A 16,495-nucleotide genomic window follows, 5' to 3' on the forward strand; every position below is an offset into this window, starting at 1 on the left:
GTTTGTTGAAATAAAAATTTAAAACCAAAACCATGATACAACTGAACGACATTTTCAAGTACTACGATAACAAGTTTCAACGCAGTTATGTGTTAAAAGATTTTTGCCTGAACATCAACGAAGGCGAATTTGTATCCATTATGGGCCCCAGTGGTGCTGGTAAATCAACCCTGTTAAATATTATTGGTATGCTGGATGTGGCTGATGATGGCGAATATTTCTTTATGGATCAACCAGCACATAAACTGAGTGATAAAAAGAAAGTAGAGTTTCATCGGAACTATGTGGGATTTATTTTTCAGGCCTTTCATTTGATTGATGAAATGACGGTTGCTGAAAATATTGAGACTCCATTGATTTATAAAGGTGTTAAATCGAAAGAACGCAAAGCTATGGTGGCCGATTTGCTCGACCGATTTAATATGGTGGCTAAAAAAGATCTGTTTCCAGCTCAACTATCAGGAGGTCAGCAACAGTTGGTAGGAATCGCCCGCGCAATAATTAGCAAGCCTAAATTACTTTTAGCCGATGAGCCTACGGGAAATCTTCATTCCGACCAAGGAAAAGAAATTATGAAGCTGTTGAAAAAGCTGAATGAAGAGGAAGGAATAACCATTATTCAGGTTACGCACAACGAGGAATTTGCTCAATACGGAAAACGTATTATTCGCATCGAAGATGGTATGAAGAAGAGTGACTTACCTGTGGCTACTTTGCTAGAGCAAGTGTAATACATTACCAAACCTATAAAACTATACCAATGTTACGTTTCCGACTTTTAATGGCTATCCGAAATCTATTAAACGATAAGTTAAATGGATCACTTATAATAGGTGGTTTCGCCATAGGGTTTACAGCCTGTATTCTGATTGGGCTCTTTCTCTTATCGGAGCATAGGGTAAATAAAGTGTTCAGTAATTCAGAGAATATATATCGTATTTATGATGCTAAAAATAAAACCGAAATGCTGGATTACAGTTTGTATCCGAAACTTTGGAAGGAATACCCTGAAATTGAAGATGCTTGTCCTATGGAATATAGTAGTGGATTTCCAATTGTGGTAAAAGATGCTGAGTTGGATGTCAGTGCCAGGTTAGACCAGATTATCGGAACAACAGATAACTTTTTCGATATCTTTTCTGTTAAAGTGATTTCTTGTCTTTCTGATAAACCTTTTGCTTTCGATAAATCAATAGTGATTACCAAATCGGTTGCCAAACAAATGTATGGTTCCATAAATCCGTTAGGGCGAACGCTAAAAACTGACTTTTTTGAAGGTACAATTACGGCAGTAATAGAAGACTTACCTCGAATGGCTAGTTTTCAAGCTCAACTTATTATCAATACTGACTTCGAAGAATTCCGTTTATCTCAGTCATGTAACGATGGTAAATGTTGGTATGTGACACCCCATTTTGTAATATTAAATAAATCTGTTGTTCCCGAGCAACTTGCTAATAAAATCAATTCATCGATTAAAGATATTAGTGTTCATGTTGATAGTCTGGCTTTTCAAAATATTGAAGATATTTACCTTTCAAAACTTCAAATGAAGGACGCACATGCCAAAGGAAACTCTAATGTGTTGTCTGTTTTTCTTGCTATTGGCATCTTGATTTTGCTTCTGTCAAGCATTAACTATATCAATTTTACAATTTCAAGGCAATTCAGTAAACTTAAAGAATTTGGTATAAAAAAGATTAATGGAGCCAATGCTACAAACCTGTTTTTAGGGGCCTTCATTGAAGTATCGTTGGGAATTATTATTTCTGCTTGTATTGCCATATTGCTTACTGCACTTATTTTGCCGCATTCAGCCAGCTTGTTTGGCAAGGAGATTCATTTTGCTGATGTGAATGCGGGAGTGGCTGTTGCTTTAATGCTTAGTGTAATTGTACTTGTAGTTTTAATGAATTGTATGGCTCCTGTTTATATGTTTACACGTTTTAAAATAATCGATTTCCTTGCAGGGAGCAGTAAGCATAACAGAAAACAAATCGGAAGACAAGTCATGCTTACTTTTCAGATGGTCGCATCAATCATACTTATTGCAAGTGTGTTAACCATTTTTAAACAACTTGAATATGTAAAACATTTCAATCTTGGTTTTAATAAAGAGCAGCTTGTACGTTTTGATTTACCTTATACCTACGAGTCTCCATCAACCATAAAAGAGGAGATTGGGAAGTTGCCATTTGTGGTAAGTAGCACATTAAGTGACGGATATCCCGGGCACGTGAAACTTCGGATGGGAAGTGGTGAAGGTGAAAATAATTTTAAGATGCACTGTATTACAATCTCAGACGATTATCTGGAAACGATGGGAATTAAACTGAAAGATGGTCGTAAATTTCATAGAGGAGATCAAAACAGTGCATGTATAATTAACGAGGAAGCTTATAAGCGTTTTGGATGGAATAGCACAGAGAATAAAATATATCAGCAAGGTAGGAATGGAGGTTATCAGGTTCTGGGTGTTGTTGAGGATTTTAATACTCAATCGTTGCATGCAGGCATTGAACCTGTCGCCTTATTGTATCGTGCTGACGTTCCTTTTGGAACCCTTTCGGTAAGGTTGGCTCCCGGTAATGTATCACTTCAGCTTAAAGGCATTGAGCAGGCATGGAAAAGAATTCTACCACACGAACCTATGTATTTTACTTTTTACGATCAGCAGTTTCAGGCTATGTACCAAAAAGAAGAGCGGTTGGCGCGATCTGTTTCTTTCTTTTCGATTATTGCCATTGTGTTAACATGTATGGGGATTTTGGGACAGATTCTGTTAGTCAGTTTTGCTCGCACCAAAGAAATCGGCATCCGAAAAGTAAACGGAGCTAAAATATCCGAAATACTTACCCTGCTTAACAAAGACTTTATCAAATGGGTAGCCATTGCTTTTGTTATTGCAACACCCATAGCCTGGTTTGCCATGAATAAGTGGCTCGAGAATTTTGCCTATAAAACCAACCTTAGCTGGTGGATATTTGCCTTAGCAGGATTATTTGCCTTAGCAATTGCCTTACTTACCGTTTCCTATCAATCGTGGAAAGCAGCTGTGAAAAATCCGGTGGAGGTGTTGAGGTATGAGTAAAAGAGAGTGAGGATATCAGAGTATAGTTTGTAAGCTTTGAGAACCGAAAACCAATAGACAAACAACTGTAAGGGTAAGAATAAATAATTAATAAAGTCATCCAAATTTATGTTGCCAATGAATCTCAAATATGCATTTCGAACAATAATGAAACAAAAAGTCAAGACAAGTATAGGTATTGCTGGTTTTGCTGTTGGTTTTTCAGTGTTTATTACTACTCTACTTTTTGTAAATCGAGAGTATAACATAGATACCTGTTACGATAATTATAAAAATATATACAGAATAACAGAAAACTCATCAGGCAAAAGGAATGCTGACCTTGACTATGATTTGTATGATATTTTAAAAGAGCATTACTCGGGTATTGAGATGGTTTGTCCAGTTAGGCAAAAGGGGAAGTGGCCATTTATGTTTCGAACCAATAAAACATTTATTAAAACTTCATCTTTTGTAAGTACGACCAATGATTTTTTCAAAATGTTTTCAATAAAAACGGTCAAGCGTTCAGGCAAGGAGCCTTTTGCTAATGAGAATTCTGTAGTATTAACTCAATCAACAGCTGCCAAATTATTTCCAAATCAAGAACCCTTAGGAGAATCGATAGTCTTTATGGGTGGGATTCAATTAACAGTAACTGCTATAATAGAAGATTTGCCTGATGGAAGCAGCTTTTCGGCTGATTTATTATTGAATGCGGAGAATTCAGGTTTGCGCTTTGGAAAAATAAGAAAAAATGGAAAGGGTATTAATCCCATTAATCATTTTATACAACTGGGTAATGACGTAGATTATAAGCAGGTTGAGCAAGCTATAAATAAAACTCTTGCAAAGTATTCAATTCATGATGATCCAATTGTTTTACAGCCTATTCAAGATATCTATCTTAGTGATAAGATAATCGGTGATTATAATAAGAAAGGGAATAGGCAATTAATAATATTATTAGAGGGTATTGCAATCCTTATTTTATTAGTTGCTTTTATTAATTATATCCATTTTATTTTATCAATGCAGTTGTCAACAAAGAAAGCTGTTGTTATAAAACGGATTCATGGAATTTCAATAAGAAGCCTTTATTCGTATTTTTTATCTGAGTCATTGCTTTTGATAGGAGCTTCTTTACTACTGGCTTTTGTTTTTGCTATATTTCAATTGCCATTAATAAATAGTATTTTTAAAATAGACCTTAATATAAAACAGGTTTTTAATCCTACATTAATAGCAATTTGGGGAGGAGTTATATTATTTATTATTCTATTATTATCTTTTTTTTCTGTTAAAAGTGCTACCCGAAAGACCAAAAATGGAAACCTTGTATCCGAATATTCTAAAGGATCAATTTCGTATAAATCAATATTAACCACCTTTCAATTAGCTGTTTCAATAATCTTAATAGCTTGTGCGATTGTGGTTAATATGCAACTAAAATTTATGAAGGACCATTCTTTAGGTTTTGATTCCGAACAATTAGTTAGAATAGATTTACCTTCTACTTTTAATTCGTTTCAAGTATTAAAAGATAAAGTAAATCAACTTGCTTTTGTAAAGAATAGTTCATGGAGTAATGGTGCTCCCGGGTATATCAATAACACAAGTAGATTGCAAATAGGTGAGAAAACAATTTTGTTGAATGGTATATATGGAGATAAAGATTTCCTTAATACAATGAATATAAAACGTATTGAAGGAAGTGATTTTTGGGATTCAGGAAAAGATACTTTATGTATGGTTAACGAATCTTTTATGAAGGAAAGTGGCTGTAAAACGTTGGATGATCTTTGGCAATTAAACAAAAAGATAGAAGGAAGATTTAAAATAGTTGGTGTGGTAGAAGATTTTAGTATTACTTCTTTTCATTCCTTGATTGAGCCTTGTTATATAGCTTTTGCAGAGGAAAACCATTGTTTTTTAAATGTTCGGTTGTCCCAAGGGAATATACCAGAAATGATTAGGCAACTAAAGAAAGTTTGGAATGAAATTATTCCTAATCAACCTTTTGAGGTAGTGTTTTATGATGATCATTTTGATTCCTTATATAAAAAAGAAGAAAGATATGGAACAGCTGTGCTTTATTTGTCATTGATAACAATATTAATCACTTGCCTGGGGATACTTGGACAGATTATACATTGTTCGATAATTCGCACAAAAGAAATCGGCATCCGCAAAGTAAACGGTGCTAAAATATCAGAGATTCTTACCCTGCTTAACAAAGACTTTATCAAATGGGTTGCCATTGCTTTTGTAATAGCTACACCCATCGCTTATTATTCTATGAATCTTTGGCTTCAGAATTTCGCTTATAAAACTGAACTGAGTTGGTGGATCTTTGCTCTGGCTGGCATTCTAGCCCTCGGAATTGCTCTGTTAACAGTGAGTTGGCAGAGCTGGCGGGCAGCCACAAGGAATCCGGTGGAGGCGTTGAGGTATGAGTAACCGTTTTTGTCACCTCTCTAACTCCCCCAAGGGGGAGAACCGAACAAAAACTAAATAATAGCTAAAATGAATGAACTTGATAAGACAATGTATTTCGGAGCAAAACCAGGTATTTTAGAAAAGGCAAAAGCTTTAAGAAAAAATATGACAGGTGCAGAAAAGTTATCATGGGATAGGTTAAAGAATAAACAAGTTTTAAACTTAAGGTTCTGAAGGCAGCATCCTATTGATATTTTCATTGCTGATTTTTATTGTCATCAAGCAAGATTGGTTATTGAAGTAGATGGTAAAATTCATGAGAGTCAAAAAGAATATGATAGAGGACGATCGGTAGAATTGGAACGTTTTTATATACAGGTTATCCGGTTTAGTAACCAAGAAGTTGAAAATAATATAGATAATGTAATTGAAAAAATAAACACAGCGATTATAAACCGGCTCAAAAGTCCCCCTTGGGGGATTTAGGGGGAGGAATTCGGTGGAGGTGTTACGTTACGAATAAGACATTTAATAAGATCTGACACAACAATATGAAATACAATATTGTAGGAAATAAATACACCAGTGTTGGATATTCCAACAGTTGAAAAATGATTTGAGTTTTTAACAAGTACATATTCAGTGTGTTATAATTGAGGTATAAGATTTGGCATAGTTAAAATAGATTTATAAAGTAGCAGATTATGAAGAGGCAGTATATATTATGTGCTTTCCGAAGCATCAAAAGAAATAAAATACCCAGCTTTATTAACATTGTTGGTTTAGCTATTGGATTAAGTACTGCTCTTTTTGCTTTACTATTCTCATACTATGAGTTTACATACGAAAGAGGGCATGATAAATATGAGCAAATAGCGAAGGTAATCACCTTTGGTAATTTTGGTGCTTTCTCGGAATTGCCAAGTAGTTTTCCACAAACTGCCATTGATTTACCAGCTAACTTTCCCGAAATAACAGATGGGGTATGTAGCTTTCAATTACCTTCTATCTTTTTTAAAGATAATGTGCCTTTAACCGAATCAAATATTGTATTGGCGCAGGAAAGATTCATGGAAATTTTTACATATCAATTTATCTCAGGACAGATTTATTCTGATGATGATGAGTCTTTATGCCTATCGGAGTCAATGGCAAAGAAATATTTTGGCAAAAATAATGCTGTAGGCAAGTTGTTGAAGGCGAATTTAAATGGTCATGAAGTAATGCTGACTGTAGCTGGCGTTTTTAAAGATCTACCGGGTAATACACATTTAAAAACCGATGCTATTGTATCGTGGAATTTGGCTAAACAGGTTTTGAACAATCCCGAAGGTTACCTTACAACCGATTACGATATTTACTGTTTGGTAACTCCTCATACAGATATAAAAAAGCTGAACAAGAAGATTGCGACTAATTTTAAATTTCCATCAAAAATTGAAGATTGTACGGTTGCATTAATGCCTATCACTGACTTTCACTTGAACAGTGTTTTCGAAAATAATAAAGCCAATTTATACATATTGTTTATTGGTGGATTATTATCCTTGATGCTATCCATATTAAATTACGTTAGTCAGTCATCCATAATGTATACCACTCGCATAAAGGAAGTAGGTATACGCCTTTCGAATGGCGCTAAAGCAAAAGATATTTTTAGTCAGTTTATGACCGATACTGCAGTGGTTACATTGCTAGGGTTTGGACTGGCTCTGGTAATTGTATATCAAGGTTTGCCCTATTTTAATTCGATGATGGATACAGATTTAACCTTACTCTTTAATTCAACAGTGATGGGTTTAATTGCTGTTCTTTTTATCATCACAGTGTTTCTGGCCGGATTCTATCCTTCAATGCTAATGTCGAGATTCAAGCCCGTGTTATTATTGAGGTCATCGTTTGGTGACACAACAGGTAAAAGCCGAATACGCAATGTAATGTCAACCTCTCAGTTTGTTGTGGCAATTTTATTAATTCAGCTAATGATCGTTAGCCATAAGCAAGCCGGATATTTAGACCGTGATGAGGTGGTTGGGTTTAATGCTGATAATGTAATAAGCATTAATGGCCATAATTGGGGCGATTTGAATAAAATAAAAAGTGAAGTATTACTGAATACGGCAATTGAATCTGTAACCTGGAGCCAGAATATGCCGGCTATGCAAGCCAGTTTTACTTCTAATTGGAAGATGGAAGATAATACTCAAATGACAAATATGTTTGTTTGCGAAGCCGACTTTTTAAATCTGTTTCATATTCGTATGAATAAAGGGCGCTTTTTCTTGTCCGATCGTGAAACAGATAAAGACAACTCAATTGTGATAAATGAATTAATGGCTAGTAACATGGGATGGGACGAACCTTTAGGTAAACAATTGATGGTATGGGATAAAATGTATACCGTAATTGGGGTAGTAAGTAATTATATGGCTGCGCCGCCTATATTTGAAGATACTCCTTTAATTATAAGGCGTGCTGGCAATAAGGCAAACCGACTTATTTTTCGCATCAATCCCGGTAAAAAGAAAGAAGCCTATGAGCATATTACACATGTTTTGCGTGAAGCTAATCCCAATTATCCAATTAACTTAAAATCGTACGAAGATTCAACATCACAAGGAGCTAAATCATTTTATAGAACGGTAACATTAATCAACATTTTCGTGTTAATTGTTATTCTCAATGCTTTTCTGTCGCTTTTTGGTTTATCGTATTTTATTGCTGAGCGTAATAAAAAGCAAATAGGGATTAACAAAATATTTGGTGCATCGGTAGCTACCATCTATTGGAAGCTCTCGAAGAATTTGATGCTTCGTTTTGCTATTGCATTTATTATTGTTACACCCATATCGTATTTTATAAGTAACCAATACCTTACAACCTTTTCGTATCAAATACCTATAACAGCCGATATATATATTATTAGTGGTTGTTTAGTTTTGATGATGCTGTTGGTTTCAACGGGTTTTAAAATTATTACAGCTGCTAATCGAAACCCTGTAGATGCCTTACGTTACGAATAAAAATTCCCTTAATTAAATATGACAAAATCTGAACTAAATGAATATATTAAAAACTATCAAAAGTAACCTTCGCGTATCCAAACGAATTAAGGCCTTTAACCTTCTTGGTTTAAGTATTTCATTTGGGGTATTTATAATTCTGGCTTTATACATCTACAATGAATACACCTTCGACTCAAATAATCAAAAGTCTGAGAATATCTATTTGATAGAAATAAATAATTTAAATCAAGGAAGGAAGCATCCTTTTTTGCCCAATCCATTAGGTGATTATGTTGAAGATCAGTTGGGCGATATCAAGAGTCATTGTACTATAAAGTCTTGGGACGGAATGTATTCAAAGAAGAGTGATATTGAAAATACATTTGATTTGTCATTATTTTCCGTTGATTCAACCTTTACCAGTTTTTTTACATTCAATATTATCAGAGGCAATAAAACACCTCTGTATGGCAAGGATAAAATTATCCTTTCTCAATCTGCAGCCACAAGAATATTTGGTGATGAAGACCCTATTGGTAAGCAGATCCTTAAAAATTACAGAGAACCTCTTACCGTTGAAGCAGTTTATGAAGATTTACCTGTGAATAGTTCATTTTATGCGCAAGATGGCTTTTGCAGTTTTATAACATACAATTGGGTGAATGAATGGAGTGAATGGAGTTTCTTCTCCTTTGTAAAGCTTGCCGATGGGGCAAATGTTGATGCTGTAAACGCTAAATTAAACCAGTTGGATAAAATGCAAGATAATTGCTATGATGATGATGGTGAACAAATACGTCAGTTATCCTTGACACCCTTATCTGATTTGCATTTCAAAAGTGCATTTGGTAATGGTAATATTAAACTGGTTAATACGCTATTGATAGTATCTATACTACTGTTGGTTATGGCTTTTGTTAATTACCTGAACTTTTCATTTGCGGACTTACCCAAACGGATAAAGAATGTTAGTTTGAGAAAGATAAGTGGAGGATCCCGAAATGAAATTTATCTATACGATTCCTTTGTTGCTGGTTTTATAATAACTGTTGCCTTTATTATTGGACTGGGGATTGCTCAAAATATTTTACATCTGTATCCCGATTTGTTTGGGTATGAAATTAAAATGAGTTCTAATTTTTCGTTGTTGTTAGTTTTATACCTACTGCTATTCGTTTTTGGTGTTGCATTGTATTTATTATCTACGGGTGTCCTCAACAGGGTTGAACCAATTAAAGCATTAAAAGGAATGGTTCCTTTATCTATCAAAAGAGGTACATCAAAACAGATATTGCCGGTAATGCAATATGTGGTTGCCATTACTCTGTTGGCAGGAGTACTTCTCATCTACAAGCAACTGGATTTTATTAAGAACTACGATTTGGGTTTTGAGAAGGAAAATATACTGGTATTACGAACTACCGGTGATATAACTAAAAGTGAAGATACTTTCGCTGATGAGCTACTTAAAAACCCTAACATAAGTGATTATGCTTATTCTCAATTTGTTCCCGGAGAAGTAGGAATGGGATGGGGACGTAGCATAGACGGTAAAATAGTTAACTACAAAGCCTGGCCGGTTGATGAACGATATTTGAATTTCATGGGATTTGAAATTGTGAATGGACGATCCTTCTTATCTAATATAAAGTCTGATGAAAATAACTTTATATTTAATGAAGCAGCAGTTACAAAGTTTGGTTGGCAGGAAAATATCATTGGAAAGAAGATGCCTGGTTTTGATTTTGAAGGCGATGTTGTTGGTGTGGTGAAGGATATGAAGTATGCTTCATTGTACGAAGAGGTGCAACCAATGTGTTTCTGGTTAACATCTACTCGTCACAATTGTTTGAGTTTAAAAGTGTCTGGAAATAATTTGGCTCAAACAATCAACTATATCGAAGAAACTTATTCCAAGTTCGAAAAAAGGTTTCCAATAAACTATTTCTTTTTAGACGAGTCGTTAAACAAACAGTACCTGCAATCCGAAAAGCAAGGAAGGTTAATTATTTATGCCAGTATTATTGCACTTTTTATAGCATTGATAGGTTCGCTGGGTATGGTTATCTATTCATGCGAATATAGAGTGAAGGAAATAGGCGTAAGAAAAGCTAACGGTGCTAGAGCTATAGAGATAGTTAAGCTTTTAAATAAATCAATTATAACTCAAGTATTGATTGCTTTTGTATTAGCATTACCTTTAATTTATTATGCTTTGTCGAAATGGTTGGAAAGCTTTGCTTTTAAAACAGAAGTTAGTTGGTGGATTTATCTATTATCAGGCTTTATGGTTTTGGTAATTACTATTGCCTCCATTAGCTGGCAAAGCTGGCGCGCAGCAACACGCAACCCAATAGAAGCACTACGTTACGAATAAAGAACCCTAAAAAAGAAATTAAAAAAAACTCACAAATATGTTACAAACAAAGAATCTACAAAAGATATTCAGAACAGAGGAAGTTGAAACAACGGCTTTAAATAATGTGAATATTCATGTGAAGAAAGGCGAATTTGTTGCCATTATGGGACCATCAGGTTGTGGTAAATCAACTTTGCTGAATATTATTGGCTTGCTGGATAATCCATCGGAAGGCGAATTGTATTTTGATGGCTTGGAAATCTCGAAGTTCAAAGAACGTCAGCGTACTGATTTACGTAAAGGAAACATTGGATTTGTATTCCAAAGTTTTAACCTGATTGATGAATTAACCGTTTTTGAAAACATCGAGATGCCTTTGATCTACCTGAAATTATCGGCCAAGGAGCGCAGAGAGCGTGTACAAAAAGTAATGGAGCGTATGCAAATAGCTCATCGTGCCAAACACTTTCCTCAACAATTATCGGGTGGTCAGCAACAAAGGGTTGCCTTTGCTCGTGCTGTAGTAGCCAATCCTAAATTGATATTAGCCGATGAGCCTACAGGTAACTTGGATTCGAAAAACGGAGCAGAAGTAATGAATCTGTTACGTCAGCTAAACGAAGAAGGAACCACCGTTGTAATGGTGACTCACTCTGCCGAACATGCCGAGTATGCACACCGCACCATCAACCTTTTTGACGGACATATTGTAACCGAGAAAATGAATGGATCTATGGCACCTAAAAACCTGGTTAACGAAAATATTTAAAGGCTAAAAACAATTTATGATAGCGTTTAATAAATTATTTTCTTCTGCCATCTGCCTAAAAATCTGTTGAACTATTATATATTTAAGTCGTCAAACATAAAATAATTACTATGAAAAGACTTAATGTATTAGCAGCTCTGTTTTTAGTGTTAGCTGTTAGTGTTAATGCCCAAACCAAAGTGGAAACACTTACTGAATTTTTAGACGGAATTATCAAATTTGAGAATACTACCATTCAGGAAGGAACGCCCATAGCTGACATCAAAGAATTGGCAGCAGCTCAGGCTGATAAAGTGATGGATTTGAATAAAGAAACCATAGCAGAAGCATTGGAAACAGCCAAAGATTATCATTTCTGTGTTATTACAGTAGGTGTTCATACCATTGCACGCATTACCGATATAGAAAACTGCCAGCAAAGTGGCTCGTGGGGTCAGTGCATGCCAATGGGTGAGGGATATGTTCAAAAAGGTGGACTTACTGTTAAAAACGATTACCTGAATAATATAATTGGTATTCCAAGTAGTCAGGAGCGAAAAGTATATTTCTTTATGAAAAAATAAAAGCAAATTATACAGCATAAACAAAAAGCAGGTTCGACTATCGGATCTGCTTTTTTGGTTTGCCTCGCATGCAAACTAATCCGTCAGTTTGGAAGAAAACTGAGTTGCCTAATCGGAAGGAAGACAATATGAAGCCAAGTGCGCTGTTGGCAACGACAGGGTCCGAACATAGCGGAATGGTGGCTTTGAGAAACGAGAAGTTGTACCTGAAGCCATAAGTTCGTCAACGGTGCGCAGCAATCGCCTCAAACCTAAAGATTTTTGATGTCCCTGGCTGACGACCTACTCTTTCACACATTATTGTTAACTAAATTTTCCGATATATTTATTGAGCAATAATAGATCATTCACTTCTTTTCCCTACACTCTTTTTCGGCCTCATTAGGGATGATTATTAGATAGCAGTAGTTCATTAGTAAGACCGGGAAGCTCGGAGCTTGCCTCCGAGATCACCCGGCCGCACTTAAGAGCTACAATAGCAAATGATCAGCACTAATGCAGCCGCGGCCTTTTTTGTTTACTTTTTTTGACTGTTGAAAAAAAGTAAAAGCCTTGCCGGCTTGAGGCAAAAAAATCAAAAGAATAGCTAAACAGTATGATGGCATTTAATACAATACTTAAAAGAAAAATGAAGGTTATGTATTAGCACTGTATATCTTGAACAATAAAGTATTAAAAGAGTAGGCTGACGACAGGCAGGTTTTTCTAAAAAAGGAATAATAGAATTCTTTACTTAAGCTTCTATGGCTTCAACTTTTTGTTCATATATTTTTATAATGCGAATCAATAGTTCAAATTGTTTTATAGTAAAGTTCAACCCACTTTCGGGGTTTTATCATTAGTCAAATAGTCACCCCGCGCTCCGCACGAGGCTATTATTGTTAATGTCCTTCAGACATTTTCAAATCCTGAAAGGATTTAATAAGAATAGCCACGGGTGGAACCCGTGGAATATGAACGTATTATAAAGGAACCCCAAAGTGGGTTCAACTGCTGATTCGCATTTATAATTCAAAAGTATTCACGATTTTCGTTTCACTACAATTGCCTTCAGCTCAAAGGTCTGCCGGTGGATGGTAGACTGGTTTATTAATCTAAATTTTAAACCAATGCAGTAAGAGACCTTTATGAAATAGAGTGCTTATGTGCTTGCTTTTTCCTGTTAAGAAGCTTAAATTAGTTAAGCATTTACATGCAATATTAACTGGGGTTAAAAAAGATTATAACCCGGTTAATATAAATGAAAGACCCGGTTAAAATAGATTATAACCCCGGTTAAATAATTAATGAAATACTTATCCGTATTTAAACAAATACTTACTTATGGCTTTAAAGTACAAGATTATTAAACAAGAAGTAGTTGATAAGGTTGGGATTACAAAAGATGTTTACTATGCTAGAGCATGTGACAGAAGTAAGGTTGATTTGAATGAATTATCAAAATTAATTTCAAGAATGTCGACTGTGTCGCGTGCTGATATTATTGGCGTACTAACTGCCTTTAGCGATATTATACCATCTCTTTTAACTGAAAACCGAACGGTTCAACTGGGCGAGTTGGGTACTTTCAGCCTGCATATGAAGAGTGATTGTGTAGATTCGAAGGAAGAAGTTACCTGGCGTTGTATAAAAGATGTGAATATTCGCTTTAGAGTGGGTAAAGAATTGAAGAATCAATTGAAGGATATTCATTTTCAAAGGGTGGATGAGTAGTATCAGGTCGGAAGACTGAGGACCGATGTGGGAAGTTAATTGCTTAGCGGACTTTTTTTTATTCGGACTTCGGACTCAGTGCTTTTCACTGATGAATTGCCGAACTGTTAATGAGCTATCAGCTAGTAGCCAGCAGCTAACAGCCAACATCTAAACAGTCCCGGAGGGACGCCTGTACAAGCACAGTACGTAATTGCTGTGAAGGGATTCATCACGGATAGAGTCCTGCAAGGACGACTGTAGCTAGATCCAAATCAAAAGAATTCAAGTTAAAAGTCAAAAGTTAAAAAAACATCTGATTTATATCGATCGGACTTCGTGCTCCGGACTCCGGACTTTTCCCTCTTCTGTCTTCAAACAAATCCATATCTTTGTTACAAAATAGCAACTATGAGAATCAAAACCTGGCTAACAAAACCCTTTGTACTCATCTTATTATTAGCCTTGATTACATTTATCCTAACTGAATTAGCTGCCACATCACCACAACTTACTAATCAGTTTTATTCATCGGGTATTTATCCACTCATAGCATCTTTTCTTTCTTTGATTAGTGGCTGGTTTTCATTTTCTCTCGACGATCTGTTTTACATTCTTCTTTCGCTTGGATTACTTTCTTTATTGATTTTACCATTGTTTCGAAAAATTAAATGGGCCAAATCTCTTCGTCTCATTATTAGTTCCCTGGCATTGACTTATATGGCTTTCTATTGGTTGTGGGGCTTTAATTATTATCGATCTGACTTAAATGAGCGTTTGTCGTTTGAGGAAGCACAAGCCGATACAACAGAATTAATGAATACTTTCCGATGGTTGATTGATGAAGTGAATCAGAGTTATACCCAAGTTGATTCCATTGATAAAAGGCAATGGGTTTCAATTATTGAAAACGAATACGTTAAGCATCATAAGTTTTTAAAGATTGATACACGCCTTTGTAAGACCAACCCCAAAAGCATGACTTTTAGTCGTTTTTTTGCAGCTGCCACCATTTCGGGCTATTACGGTCCGTTTTTCAGTGAAGTACATATTAATAAACACCTTCTGCCGGTTGAATTACCTTTGGTATTGTCTCACGAATTATCGCATCGATACGGAATAACCTCCGAAGCTGAAGCCAACTTTTATGCCTGGTATATTTGCACTCACTCCGATGATCAACAAATGAAATACAGTGCCAACTTGTATTTACTCAGATATTTCGCTTATGCAACCCATCGTATAGGCAGCTTTAAAGAAGCGGTATCATATCTTCGTCCGGAAGTAAAAGAGGATTATACCAAGGTTTCCAAACACTGGATGGCTTTAATGAATCGTAATGTAGAAGAAGTAGCCACAGCGGTTAATGATGCTTACCTAAAAACCAACAAAGTGGATGAAGGTATTGCTGATTACGAAGGAGTAGTAAAATGTGTGATGGACTATCTGTATACGCAATCAATGAAGTAATTTGCTTTGCATATAGCTTCGCTTGCTGTTATTCTTGAAAAATTTCCGCTAACAATAAGGTTTCGTTGATGAATGATAATCAGCTTGATTGACTATGGTGCAAATTGATGGTAATTTGCATTGATTCAAAAATACACCTTATTATGAGAAAATACATAATCACAGTTGTAGTGATAATAGCTGCATTTGCAACACAGAATGTGCAATCGCAATCCTTTCTGGAAAAAATGGCTAAGAAAGCAGCTGAGAAAGCCGAGAAAAAAGCTGAACAAAAAACCGAAGAGGAAATGGATAAGAAGCTTGATCAGCTTTTTGAAGAAGCCTTTGAGGATGACGAATCTCAGTCAGAGAGCGATGTTGATATGTCTGCTAAGTGGGCAGAGAAACTGGCCGGTATGGGATATGCCGGTGAACCGGTGGATATTGATGATAGTTATTCCTTTTCTTCATCCATTACCATGCACATCGAGAGCATAGATAAAGATGGTACAACTTCGAGTAACGGAGATATAAAGATTTATACCAATACTGATGATCAAACCTTTGCCTATGAATTTATTTCCAATGAGACCGAATCAAATCCTGATCAGCAAAAAGGATTGATTATAATGGATATGAAAAATCAGGCGAGTATTATTCTTAATGATGATGAAAAATCAGGTATTATTTATGGAGTAGATGGTTTAGTGGATGGTTCGATGTATGATGAAAGTGATGAGGAAGAGGAAGACGAAATGCCGGAGGATATGAATAATCTTGATCCGAGGTTAACCAAAACAGGCAATACTAAAACCATCTTGGGCTATAAATGTGATGAATATAAGTATAAAGATGAAGAGAGTGAAGGCTTGGTATATATTACACAGGATGTTGATTGGAAAAGTGAGGATTTTATGACTACCATCTTTAAATCATCGATGTATTCAAATGGAGTGTTTAATGGCTTTATGATGGCTAGTGAGCATGTTAATCTGAATGATGGAGAAAAATCGACCTATGAAGTAACAGATATCAATAAAAATGATAAAAGTGCATTTGTAATGTCCGATTACCAATTAACTAATATCGGTTCTTTTAAAATTCCGGAAGAAGTTGAAGAGTAATTAATGTTGGAGTGAAGTGTCTTTT

12 protein-coding genes are annotated in these 16,495 nt (G+C 35.5%); all 12 read left to right on the plus strand.

What is annotated here, in order from left to right; genetic code table 11:
• Nucleotides 1-32: 32 nt before the first annotated feature.
• Nucleotides 33-731, plus strand: a complete 699-nt coding sequence (locus KEM10_RS03065) for an ABC transporter ATP-binding protein (RefSeq protein ID WP_212213335.1) — start codon at nt 33-35, stop codon at nt 729-731.
• Nucleotides 732-760: 29 nt separating this feature from the next.
• A complete protein-coding gene (locus KEM10_RS03070; RefSeq protein ID WP_212213338.1) occupies nt 761-3,091 on the plus strand; it encodes an ABC transporter permease in 2,331 nt (776 codons plus the stop codon).
• Nucleotides 3,092-3,238: 147 nt separating this feature from the next.
• Nucleotides 3,239-5,530 carry an ABC transporter permease gene (locus KEM10_RS03075; RefSeq protein WP_212213341.1) on the plus strand — a complete coding sequence of 764 codons (2,292 nt, stop codon included), beginning with the start codon at nt 3,239-3,241 and terminating at the stop codon, nt 5,528-5,530.
• A 66-nt stretch (nt 5,531-5,596) separates the two neighbouring features.
• Nucleotides 5,597-5,743, plus strand: coding sequence for a DUF559 domain-containing protein (locus KEM10_RS24230; protein WP_244825497.1), 147 nt, complete (start codon nt 5,597-5,599; stop codon nt 5,741-5,743).
• A 12-nt stretch (nt 5,744-5,755) separates the two neighbouring features.
• Nucleotides 5,756-5,995: an endonuclease domain-containing protein gene (locus tag KEM10_RS24235; RefSeq protein WP_317196620.1), complete on the plus strand. Its 240-nt coding sequence runs from the start codon at nt 5,756-5,758 to the stop codon at nt 5,993-5,995.
• 218 nt (nt 5,996-6,213) lie between these two features.
• Nucleotides 6,214-8,532, plus strand: coding sequence for an ABC transporter permease (locus KEM10_RS03085; RefSeq protein ID WP_212213344.1), 2,319 nt, complete (start codon nt 6,214-6,216; stop codon nt 8,530-8,532).
• Nucleotides 8,533-8,569: 37 nt separating this feature from the next.
• Nucleotides 8,570-10,891: an ABC transporter permease gene (locus tag KEM10_RS03090; RefSeq protein ID WP_212213347.1), complete on the plus strand. Its 2,322-nt coding sequence runs from the start codon at nt 8,570-8,572 to the stop codon at nt 10,889-10,891.
• Nucleotides 10,892-10,928: 37 nt separating this feature from the next.
• Nucleotides 10,929-11,642: an ABC transporter ATP-binding protein gene (locus tag KEM10_RS03095; RefSeq protein ID WP_212213350.1), complete on the plus strand. Its 714-nt coding sequence runs from the start codon at nt 10,929-10,931 to the stop codon at nt 11,640-11,642.
• A gap of 110 nt (nt 11,643-11,752) precedes the next feature.
• Nucleotides 11,753-12,205, plus strand: coding sequence for a hypothetical protein (locus tag KEM10_RS03100; protein WP_212213353.1), 453 nt, complete (start codon nt 11,753-11,755; stop codon nt 12,203-12,205).
• Nucleotides 12,206-13,528: 1,323 nt separating this feature from the next.
• A complete protein-coding gene (locus tag KEM10_RS03105) occupies nt 13,529-13,918 on the plus strand; it encodes an HU family DNA-binding protein (RefSeq protein WP_212213356.1) in 390 nt (129 codons plus the stop codon).
• A 390-nt stretch (nt 13,919-14,308) separates the two neighbouring features.
• Nucleotides 14,309-15,367 (plus strand): DUF3810 domain-containing protein, encoded by a 1,059-nt coding sequence (locus tag KEM10_RS03110; protein WP_212213359.1) that lies wholly within the window; start codon nt 14,309-14,311, stop codon nt 15,365-15,367.
• A gap of 143 nt (nt 15,368-15,510) precedes the next feature.
• Complete coding sequence (locus KEM10_RS03115; RefSeq protein ID WP_212213362.1) at nt 15,511-16,470, plus strand: hypothetical protein; 960 nt, start codon at nt 15,511-15,513, stop codon at nt 16,468-16,470.
• Nucleotides 16,471-16,495 lie beyond the last annotated feature (25 nt).

It is taken from the genome of Carboxylicivirga linearis (assembly GCF_018271995.1).
Lineage (GTDB): Bacteria > Bacteroidota > Bacteroidia > Bacteroidales > Marinilabiliaceae > Carboxylicivirga > Carboxylicivirga linearis.